We start from the raw sequence: 8,414 nt of genomic DNA, 5'->3' as shown, positions 1-8,414 counted from the left end.
CCGCGCCCCCGCGAGCCGCCCCCCCCGGCCCGCCCCCCCCCCCCCCCCCACCCCGGCCGCCCGGGGGCCGGCGGCCCCCCGCCCCGCTGTCTACGCCACCCGCGGGGGGGGCCCCGCCGCTCCCACGGCAAATATCACCGCAGCTCGGTTCAGGAGCAGCCTTCCACGTAGTCGACCTGCGGCGTCAGGCCCACGCGCCACGCGGTGACCTTGCCCGTCGCATCGGTTTCGAACACCAGCTTGCTGGGCGCCACTCCGCTGGCGGCGACGGACAGGTACTTGCCGCCCTCCACGTATTTGTGCGGGCTGGATTGCAGCGCGTTGCTGTACAGCTTCTGCAACTCTTCGACGGTCATGCCGACCTTGCCGCCGCCCGGCGCCGCCTCCTTGTCGGTACCGACGTCGTAGCGCACGAACTTTCCGTCTTCGGCCATGAAGGCGAAATCGGACGGCTTCTTCACCCACTTCGGCGTCAGGTAATAGCAGGTGCTGCCTTCGCCGGGTTTGCCATTGAGTTCACCGCCCCACGCGGCCTTCGCTTCGTCGACGGTGCTGCCGAGCTTCATGTCGCCATAGCCGGCGAAGCTGGCTTGGGTGTCGGTTGCGGCGCTTTGCGCTGGCGCGCTTTCGGCAATTGGAGCTGGAGGCGCTTCGGGCGTCGTGGCCGGAGCGGGAACGGGCGCCGGCGCGTCGCTGGCGGTAGCCACCGGCGCTTCCGGAGCAGCAGGTTTGCACGCGGCAAGCGACAGGCCGGCGATGGCCAGGAACAGCAGGGTGTGGGGAAGGCGCATGCAGCACTCCAAGTCTGGCGGTAGCCCGCACGCTAACACTTGCGCGTTAACCCGCCGCAAATGGAGGTTGCCCGAGGCCTGGGACGAACCCGGAGCCGACCGCGCCCTCCGGTGAAACCTGCGTGCCGTCCCTGTCACGCGCGTTTCATCGGCGGCTTCTACGCTGCCGCCGGCTTCTAGTTTCCACGCGCACGCATGCATCCACGCAAGACCGACCTGGCCCGGCAAGCTCTGCAATCGCATGCGGCGCCGTTGGCCATGCGCGAACGCCAGGCACTCATCCTGTGCGATGGACATCGCGATCTGGCCGCACTCGGAGCGCTGCTGGGGCCGGGTACGACGGCGCAAATAGAGCGCCTCTGCGCAGCCGGTTACCTGACCATGGCTGGGAACCCGATTGCGTCGGCGAACGCGCAAGCCGCCGAAGCGATCTGGCCCGCTGCGCAGATCGCCGCGCCTGCCAAAGCCCCGGCACCTGCGGCGTCTCCGCGCCGTTCCATCGTCGCAGCCAAGCTTTATATGGTCGGCATGCTGGAACTGCAGCGCCACGAATCGGCCGCCTCGCACCGGACGCGGTTGCAGGCCTGCCAAGATCCGGACGCCACTGCCGCGCACATTCTGGCCGCCGTGCACTGCCTGCAGCGCACCACCTCCCATTCCTTCACTCAGCGCGTTCGCGAGCGTCTGGCCGAGGTGATGCCCGAACCCTATTTGCCGGCGCTGGAAAAGCTCGATCTGGCGCTGGCGTCCGCCACGTCGCAGTAGGCTTCTATGAGGCGGGCGCGGAGAAATTCTTCTTAAGGCCAGCCCAGCAATGCTGGTACTCGCGTTGACGGTACGTCGCCTCGATCGCCTGGCGCGTCGGCCGGATCACCGCACGCGTTTCGAACATGAAAGCCATGGTGTCGGCGACGACATCCGGTTTCGACAGGTCGGCGTTGCTGGCCTTCTCGAAAGTGGCCGCATCCGGTCCATGCCCGCTCATGCAGTTGTGCAACGATGCGCCGCCCGGCGAAAAACCTTCCGCCTTCGCATCGTAGGCCCCGTAAACCAGCCCCATGAATTCGCTGGCCACATTGCGATGGAACCACGGCGGCCGGAAGGTGTCCTGCGCCACTAGCCAGCGCGGCGGGAAGATCACGAAATCCAGGTTCGCCGTCCCCGGCGTATCGCTGGGCGACGTGAGCACGGTGAAGATCGACGGATCGGGATGGTCGAAGCTGATCGAGCCGATCGCATTGAAGCGGCGCAGATCGTAGCGGTACGGCGCGTAGTTGCCATGCCAGCCCACCACGTCCAGCGGCGAATGGCCGATATCGGCGCGCCACAGATGGCCCTGGAACTTGGCGACCAGCTCGAAATTCTTTCCGAGCGCCGCGCCTTCCACGTCTTCGTAAGCGGCCACCGGCGTTTCGAAATCGCGCGGATTGGCAAGACCATTCGCGCCGATGGGACCCAGGTCGGGAAGCCGCAGCGCAGCGCCGAAGTTTTCGCACACATAACCACGCGATGCGCCTTGCGGGAGATCCACGCGGAAACGCACGCCGCGAGGGACCACCGCGATTTGCTGCGGCTCCACTTCCAGTACGCCTAGTTCGGTAGCGATGCGCAGGACTCCCTGCTGCGGCACGATCAGCAATTCGCCGTCCGCATCGTAGAAGTAGCGACCCTGCATGGAACGGTTGGCGGCATACAGGTGGATGCCGACTCCGTGCTGGGCAGCAGCCGACCCATTGCCGGCCATGGTGAACAGGCCTTCGACGAAATCCGTGGGCGCTTCCGGCATAGGCATCGGCGACCAGCGCAGTTGATCGGGCGACACCGGCCCGGTGTCGAAATCGTTATGGAAGCTTGCCTGCACGAAGGGTGCGAACGTGCCGTGCATCGCCGCCGGGCGGATGCGGTACAGCCAGCTGCGCCGGTTCTCCGCGCGCGGCGCGGTGAACGCGGTGCCCGACAGCTGTTCGGCGTACAGCCCGTGCGCCACGCGCTGGGGCGAGTTGCGGCCGACCGGCAACGTGCCTTCGATCGCTTCGGTGGCGAAATGGTTGGCGAAGCCGGATTGGTAGGCGTTGTCGCTAGTCATGCGGAAGCCTTGCTTAAAGCCCCTCTCCCATCGGGAGAGGGGTTGGGGTGAGGGTACGGTTCACACGCGGCGTTCCAGATCGCCTCGACTACGGCGGCCGCGGAAAGCAGCGCATCATGATCCCAGAAGCGGACTATCCGCCAGCCTTGCGATTGCAATGCCCTGCTCCTTGATCCATCCGATTGCGCATTGTGCTTCGAACCATCCAGTTCGACGATAAGCTTCTTCTCGATGCAGCAAAAATCGGCAACATAAGGTGGGATCGGATGCTGGCGGCGGAATTTCAATCCTTCCAGTTGGCCAGCTCTAAGTAGACTCCACAACTTACGCTCCGCATCCGTCATTTCCCTACGCAAGCGGCGCGAATTTTCGAGCGTGGTGGTTGGCAATGGTGGTTTGAGCTTCATGGCTCCACCGTACCCTCACCCCAACCCCTCTCCCAATGGGAGAGGGGCTCAATCTGACGTCAGAGAAACCCGCGCTTCATCTGGTCCCGCTCGATGCTCTCGAACAACGCCTGGAAATTGCCCTCGCCGAAACCCTCGTTGCCCTTGCGCTGGATGATCTCGAAGAAGATCGGGCCGATCGCGTTCTGGGTGAAGATCTGCAGCAGCTTGCGCTGGTGGGTTTCCGGATCGGCGTCGATCAGGATCTTGTTGCGCGCCAGGCGCGGCACGTCCTCGCCGTGGTTGGGCACGCGCTGGTCGATCACTTCGAAGTACGCGTCCGGCGTATCCAGGAAGGCCACGCCCTGCTCGCGCATGGCTTCCACGGTCGTGTAGATATCGTCGGTGAAGCAGGCGATGTGCTGGATGCCCTCGCCGTGGTAAGCATCCAGGTATTCGTTGATCTGCGACTTCGGGTCGCTGGATTCGTTGAGCGGAATGCGCACGATGCCGTCCGGCGCGGTCATCGCCTTGGACACCAGGCCGGTCTTGGCGCCCTTGATGTCGAAGTAGCGGATCTCGCGGAAGTTGAACAGCCGCTCGTAGTAATCCGACCACTTCTGCATGTTGCCGAAATAAAGATTGTGAGTGAGGTGATCGATGAAGGTCAGGCCGAATCCTTTCGGATTCTGGTCGGCGCCCTGCACCGGCAAGAAGTCCTCGTACACCGAACCGCGGTCGCCGTAACGATCGACCAGGTACAGCATGCAGTCGCCGATGCCCTTCACCACCGGGGCGTCGACCGCCCGGGTGTCGGACTTGTGGTCGACCGCTTCGCCGCCATTGCCCAGCACCGTCCGCAGGACTTCCGCACCGGGCTTTTGGAAGCGGATGGCGAAACCGCAGGCGCTGGGGCCATGGGCCTTGGCGAAATCGGCCGCGAAGGAATCCGGATCTTCGTTCACCAGGAAGTTGACCCCGCCCTGGCGGTAAATGGTGATGGGCCGGATCTTGTGGTGCATTACCGCGGTGAATCCCATCTTGCGGAAATAGTCGTGCAGCAGCTCGCCCTGACCCTCCGGAGCGGCGAATTCGACGAATTCGAAGCCGTCGATACCCATCGGATTTTCGAACGTGGTGACCTGCATGCCAAGATTGGGCTGTGCGCTCATGGTTCGTACCTCGCGGGTTTGTATCTGTGAGACGAACTTTATAGTTTCATATGAAACCAATTGCAAGTGGCGATGCGCCATTACCTAGGAAAGCTTCATGAACGATCCAACCCCAAGCACCTCCCCCAACGCTCCCCAGGAGCATGCCGTCCTGGAGCTGGAGCATTTCCTGCCCTATCGGCTGAGCATCCTGTCCAACCGCATCAGCCAGACCATCTCCGGCCTGTACGGTCAGCGCTTCGGCCTGGCGGTCACCGAGTGGCGGATCATGGCCGTGCTGGGCCGCTACCCGGAGCTGTCCGCCGGCGAGGTGGCCGAGCGCACAGCCATGGACAAGGTCGCCGTCAGCCGGGCCCTGGCCCGCCTGCTGGAGCGCGGCCTGGTGCAACGCGATACTCATGGGGACGACCGGCGGCGTTCGGTGCTGGAACTGTCGCCCGTCGGCTATACGGTCTACGACGAAGTCGCGCCGATGGCGCTGGATTGCGAGCGCCGCCTGCTCGCCGGCCTGGACGAGAACGACCGCGCGCAGCTGGACGCCCTGCTGGCCAAGCTGGCCGAGGGCGTAGGCAACCTTTTGGAAAAGCCCTGAAGGCTCAGGGCTTGGCTTGGTTCGGCGGGGCGGCGGGCGCCCACTCCTTGAGCAACGCGAAGAACTTGCGGCGGTCGTAGGCTTTGCCTTTCTCCAGCTCGCTGGTGGACTGCGAATGCAACAGCTTGCCGTCTGCCTCCAACACCAACAGGTGCGGATAGCTTTTTATTTCTGGGTATTGCGCAAGGAAGGCCTGGTTCTCGTTCTCTTCGCTGTGATTGACCTTCACCCATATGAAGTTGGCGTCGCGGAAGCTGCGGATTTCCGCATCGCCCTCGACCAAGTTGTCCAGCACGTGGCACCAATCGCAGCGCTCGCCGCCGACCTCCAGCAGGACGCGCTTGCCGCCACGCTGGGCTTCGACCTTGGCGGTTTCCAAATCCTTGGCCGGATCGCGCTGCGGACTGAACGAGGCGTTCAACGCCGCTGCCGCGGCGATATCCGCGGCGGCGGGCGTGTTGCCGGACACGACCCGCTGCGACGTATCCGGCTCGGCCGGCGCATAGGGCGCGGACGAGGGCGGATTGGGTTGGGCCGCCACCGTAGGCTCCTGCTTGCTGCAAGCGGCCACGGCAACCGCCAGCAGGCAACACGCGGTGCGGGCGATGAGCTTGCGCATCACTTGACGCCGTGCATGAGTTTCTGGATCAACGGCCCCAACAGGAACAGCAAGGCACCGGCGATCAACAACGCCCAGAACCCGAAGGTGTAGCCGGCATGCGCGGACTGCACCGTCATCCCGCCCGTACCGCTGACATGCCCGGCGAAAATACCCGACAGGTTGTTGCCGATGCCGGTGGATAGGAACCAACCGCCCATGCCGAAACCGACCAAACGCACCGGCGCCAGCTTGGTGACCATCGACAGGCCGATGGGCGACAGACACAGTTCGCCGACCGACTGGATGACATAGACCATGAACAGCGTCCAGAACGGGATCTTGCCGACGTCGTCGACCAGACTGGACAGCGCGAACATCAGCAACAGGAAGGCCAGACCATTGAAGATCAGGCCCAGGCTGAACTTGCGCGGGATCGAAGGCTCGACCTTGCGCCTGCCCATCCAGATCCAGATCAGCGCGATCACCGGCGCAAGGGCGATGATCGCCAGCGAGTTCACCGACTGGAACCAGGCGTTCGAGAACACGAAGCCGCCTGCGCCGAAGATGTCGCGATCGACGATCTTGTCGGCGAGGAAGGTGAACGAACTGCCCGCCTGCTCGAAGAACATCCAGAACATCACGTTGAAGACGAAGATGATCAGCATCGCGATGGCCTTGTCGCGCTGCACCTTGCCTTCGCGGATGCCCTCGATCAGCAGCAAGGCGCACAGAATGACGAACATCGGCAGCAACACGAACCATTGCAGCGCCGCGGCGCCCATCGACAGCAGGAAGTACACGGCCGGGATCGCGACCAGTGCGCCTATGAAGACGTACAACACCTTCTGCTTGCCGCCATCGCCCTCCGGTGGGCGGCCGATGCCTTTGAGCTGGCGGCGACCGAACCAGAACCAGATCAGGCTCAACACCATGCCGATGCCCGAAGCGATGAACACATACTTGTAGGCCGGCATCGCCTGCGTGCCGAACACCTGCTCGGCGAGGAATCCGGTCGCGATCGGCGCCAGGAAACCGCCGAGGTTGATGCCCATGTAGAAGATGGTGAAGCCGGCGTCGCGGCGACCATCGCTGACGGCGTACAGCTTGCCCACCATGGTCGAGATATTGGGCTTGAACAAGCCGTTGCCGCAGATCACGGTGGCGAGGCCGAACTTGAAGATCTGTTCGTCGGGCATCGCGATCATGAACAAGCCGGCCGCCATGATTACCGCGCCCAACAGGATCGATCGCTGATAGCCGAGCACCCGGTCGGCAACGTAGCCGCCGAAGATCGCGGCGGCGTAGACCAGCGCCAGATAAGCGCCATAGATGAGGTTCGATGGCGCTTCGCCGGCGGCATTGCCGGCGTGGAACTGCGCCACCATGTACAACACCAGCGCCCAGCGGATGCCGTAGAACGCGAAGCGTTCCCAGAACTCGGTCATGAACAGCATCCACAGGGGCTTGGGATGGCCCATGCGCTGACTGAACTCCGGCGGCGAAGGAGCATCGTTGCCCGCGGGGGACTCCAGCGGCGGGCCTGCGGGTTCGGCGGCGTTCGGGATGGTTGAGCTCATGGACTTGCCCCCTTGTTCAGCATTCGGATGTAGCGGGAAATAGGAGTCCGCGCCTCGGCGCGGGACTGGCGAGGATCACCGACGGGCGCGGCTGGCGTCAAATAGGCTTTCCTTCTCCCACCGGGAGAAGGTGGCGCGTAGCGACGGATGAGGGCGGGAGAATTCCGACCCCCGAGAACTATCCGTTAATCTCAAAGTGCGCGCCCTCATCCGCCCCTTCGGGGCACCCCCGCCTTCGCGGGGGCAGGCTCTTCTCCCGGTGGGAGAAGGAAACATGCCCTACGCCGACGACCCCGGCTTGCCGTCGATCAGGGTCCGCACCTCGAACAATTCGGGGAAGAACGTCAGCTCCAACGCCTGGCGCAGGAAGCCCACCCCACTGGAACCGCCGGTGCCGCGTTTGAAGCCGATGATGCGCAGCACCGTGCGCATATGGCGGAATCGCCACAGCTGGAACTGGGTCTCCAGGTCCACGAAGTCCTCGCACAGCGCGTACTCGCGCCAGTAGCGGCCGGTGTCCTCGTAGATCGCCTCGAACACCGGCAGCAACGCCGGATCGTTGGCGTGCGGCTGGCTCCAGTCGCGCTCCTGGCGCTCGGCGGGGATGGCATGGCCGAAGCGCGCCAGATAACGCAGGAACTCCTCGTACAGGCTCGGCGCGCGCAGCACGGTTTCCAGTTCCGCCTGGCCCTGCGGATCGTGGGCGAATACGCGCAGCATGTCGGCGTTCTTGTTGCCCAGCAGGAACTCGATGGTGCGGTACTGCAGCGACTGGAACCCGGAAGACGGCCCCAGCAGGTCGCGGAAACCCATGTATTCCGAAGGCGTCAGGGTCTCCAGCACCGACCACTGCTCGGTCAGCTGGCGCAAGACCTGCTTGCTGCGGGCCAGCACCTTGCGGCACTGCCAGACCTCGTCGCGCTGCAGGTGCGCCAGGGCCGCGCGCAGTTCGTGGATCATCAGCTTCATCCACAGCTCCGACACCTGGTGCTGGACCACGAACAGCAGCTCGTCATGGTGCGGCGGATCCGACACCGGCTGCTGCGCGGCCAGCAGCAGGTCCAGGCGCAAGTAGCCGGCATAGCTGATGCGGCCGGCCAGATCGGTGTGGATGCCTTCTTCCAGCGGGCGCTGGTTGTCCTGGATGCTCATGCGGAACCTGAGGAATGCGATCCGGGCATGGTAACGGCTGGCGTCACGGCGGTGTCA

Annotated in this window: 9 protein-coding genes; 2 read left to right on the top strand and 7 right to left on the bottom strand. The window is 64.3% G+C overall.

Annotated elements, in window-relative coordinates; all coding sequences use genetic code 11:
• Positions 1 to 149: 149 nt before the first annotated feature.
• Complete coding sequence (locus J2W94_RS17985; protein ID WP_310096344.1) at positions 150 to 791, bottom strand: lectin; 642 nt, start codon at positions 789 to 791, stop codon at positions 150 to 152.
• 195 nt (positions 792 to 986) lie between these two features.
• Here J2W94_RS17985 and J2W94_RS17980 point away from each other — a divergent pair, with 195 nt between their 5' ends.
• On the top strand, positions 987 to 1,556 hold the full coding sequence (locus tag J2W94_RS17980) for a hypothetical protein (RefSeq protein ID WP_310096342.1): 570 nt from the start codon (positions 987 to 989) through the stop codon (positions 1,554 to 1,556).
• Positions 1,557 to 1,560: 4 nt separating this feature from the next.
• Here the strand turns inward: J2W94_RS17980 and hmgA are convergent, their stop codons facing one another.
• From hmgA to hppD, 3 genes are read right to left on the bottom strand one after another with little or no spacing between them, the layout of a single operon-like run.
• A complete protein-coding gene (gene hmgA / locus J2W94_RS17975) occupies positions 1,561 to 2,877 on the bottom strand; it encodes a homogentisate 1,2-dioxygenase (protein WP_310096340.1) in 1,317 nt (438 codons plus the stop codon).
• On the bottom strand, positions 2,874 to 3,284 hold the full coding sequence (locus J2W94_RS17970; protein WP_310096338.1) for an endonuclease domain-containing protein: 411 nt from the start codon (positions 3,282 to 3,284) through the stop codon (positions 2,874 to 2,876). The genes hmgA and J2W94_RS17970 overlap by 4 nt, the downstream gene beginning before the upstream one ends.
• A 59-nt stretch (positions 3,285 to 3,343) precedes the next feature.
• Positions 3,344 to 4,435: a 4-hydroxyphenylpyruvate dioxygenase gene (gene hppD, locus J2W94_RS17965; protein WP_310096336.1), complete on the bottom strand. Its 1,092-nt coding sequence runs from the start codon at positions 4,433 to 4,435 to the stop codon at positions 3,344 to 3,346.
• Between the two features lie 97 nt (positions 4,436 to 4,532).
• On the opposite strand from hppD, the gene J2W94_RS17960 reads away from it, so the two are divergent.
• On the top strand, positions 4,533 to 5,027 hold the full coding sequence (locus tag J2W94_RS17960; RefSeq protein ID WP_310096334.1) for a MarR family winged helix-turn-helix transcriptional regulator: 495 nt from the start codon (positions 4,533 to 4,535) through the stop codon (positions 5,025 to 5,027).
• Between the two features lie 4 nt (positions 5,028 to 5,031).
• Here J2W94_RS17960 and J2W94_RS17955 read toward each other — a convergent pair whose 3' ends face one another.
• The 3 genes from J2W94_RS17955 to J2W94_RS17945 all read right to left on the bottom strand — a co-directional run bounded on the left by J2W94_RS17955 (position 5,032) and on the right by J2W94_RS17945 (position 8,357).
• Entirely contained in the window at positions 5,032 to 5,646 is a 615-nt protein-coding gene (locus J2W94_RS17955) for a thioredoxin family protein (protein ID WP_310096332.1), read from the bottom strand.
• Positions 5,646 to 7,205 carry a peptide MFS transporter gene (locus tag J2W94_RS17950; protein ID WP_430540655.1) on the bottom strand — a complete coding sequence of 520 codons (1,560 nt, stop codon included), beginning with the start codon at positions 7,203 to 7,205 and terminating at the stop codon, positions 5,646 to 5,648. Before J2W94_RS17950 ends, J2W94_RS17955 begins: the two co-directional genes overlap by 1 nt.
• A gap of 279 nt (positions 7,206 to 7,484) precedes the next feature.
• Entirely contained in the window at positions 7,485 to 8,357 is an 873-nt protein-coding gene (locus J2W94_RS17945) for a tryptophan 2,3-dioxygenase (RefSeq protein WP_310096331.1), read from the bottom strand.
• Between the last annotated feature and the right edge of the window lie 57 nt (positions 8,358 to 8,414).

It is taken from the genome of Pseudoxanthomonas sacheonensis (assembly GCF_031455975.1).
Lineage (GTDB): Bacteria > Pseudomonadota > Gammaproteobacteria > Xanthomonadales > Xanthomonadaceae > Pseudoxanthomonas_A > Pseudoxanthomonas_A sacheonensis_A.
Note: the sequence above shows the minus strand (reverse complement) of the source record. Positions and strands in the feature narration are given on the sequence as shown.

Bases quoted from the DNA above. Each gene is read 5' to 3' on its own strand.
- J2W94_RS17985 (WP_310096344.1), bottom strand. From the start codon at position 791: ATGCGCCTTCCCCACACCCTGCTGTTCCTGGCCATCGCCGGCCTGTCG.
- J2W94_RS17980 (WP_310096342.1), top strand. From the start codon at position 987: ATGCATCCACGCAAGACCGACCTGGCCCGGCAAGCTCTGCAATCGCAT.
- hmgA (WP_310096340.1), bottom strand. From the start codon at position 2,877: ATGACTAGCGACAACGCCTACCAATCCGGCTTCGCCAACCATTTCGCC.
- J2W94_RS17970 (WP_310096338.1), bottom strand. From the start codon at position 3,284: ATGAAGCTCAAACCACCATTGCCAACCACCACGCTCGAAAATTCGCGC.
- hppD (WP_310096336.1), bottom strand. From the start codon at position 4,435: ATGAGCGCACAGCCCAATCTTGGCATGCAGGTCACCACGTTCGAAAAT.
- J2W94_RS17960 (WP_310096334.1), top strand. From the start codon at position 4,533: ATGAACGATCCAACCCCAAGCACCTCCCCCAACGCTCCCCAGGAGCAT.
- J2W94_RS17955 (WP_310096332.1), bottom strand. From the start codon at position 5,646: ATGCGCAAGCTCATCGCCCGCACCGCGTGTTGCCTGCTGGCGGTTGCC.
- J2W94_RS17950 (WP_430540655.1), bottom strand. From the start codon at position 7,205: ATGAGCTCAACCATCCCGAACGCCGCCGAACCCGCAGGCCCGCCGCTG.
- J2W94_RS17945 (WP_310096331.1), bottom strand. From the start codon at position 8,357: ATGAGCATCCAGGACAACCAGCGCCCGCTGGAAGAAGGCATCCACACC.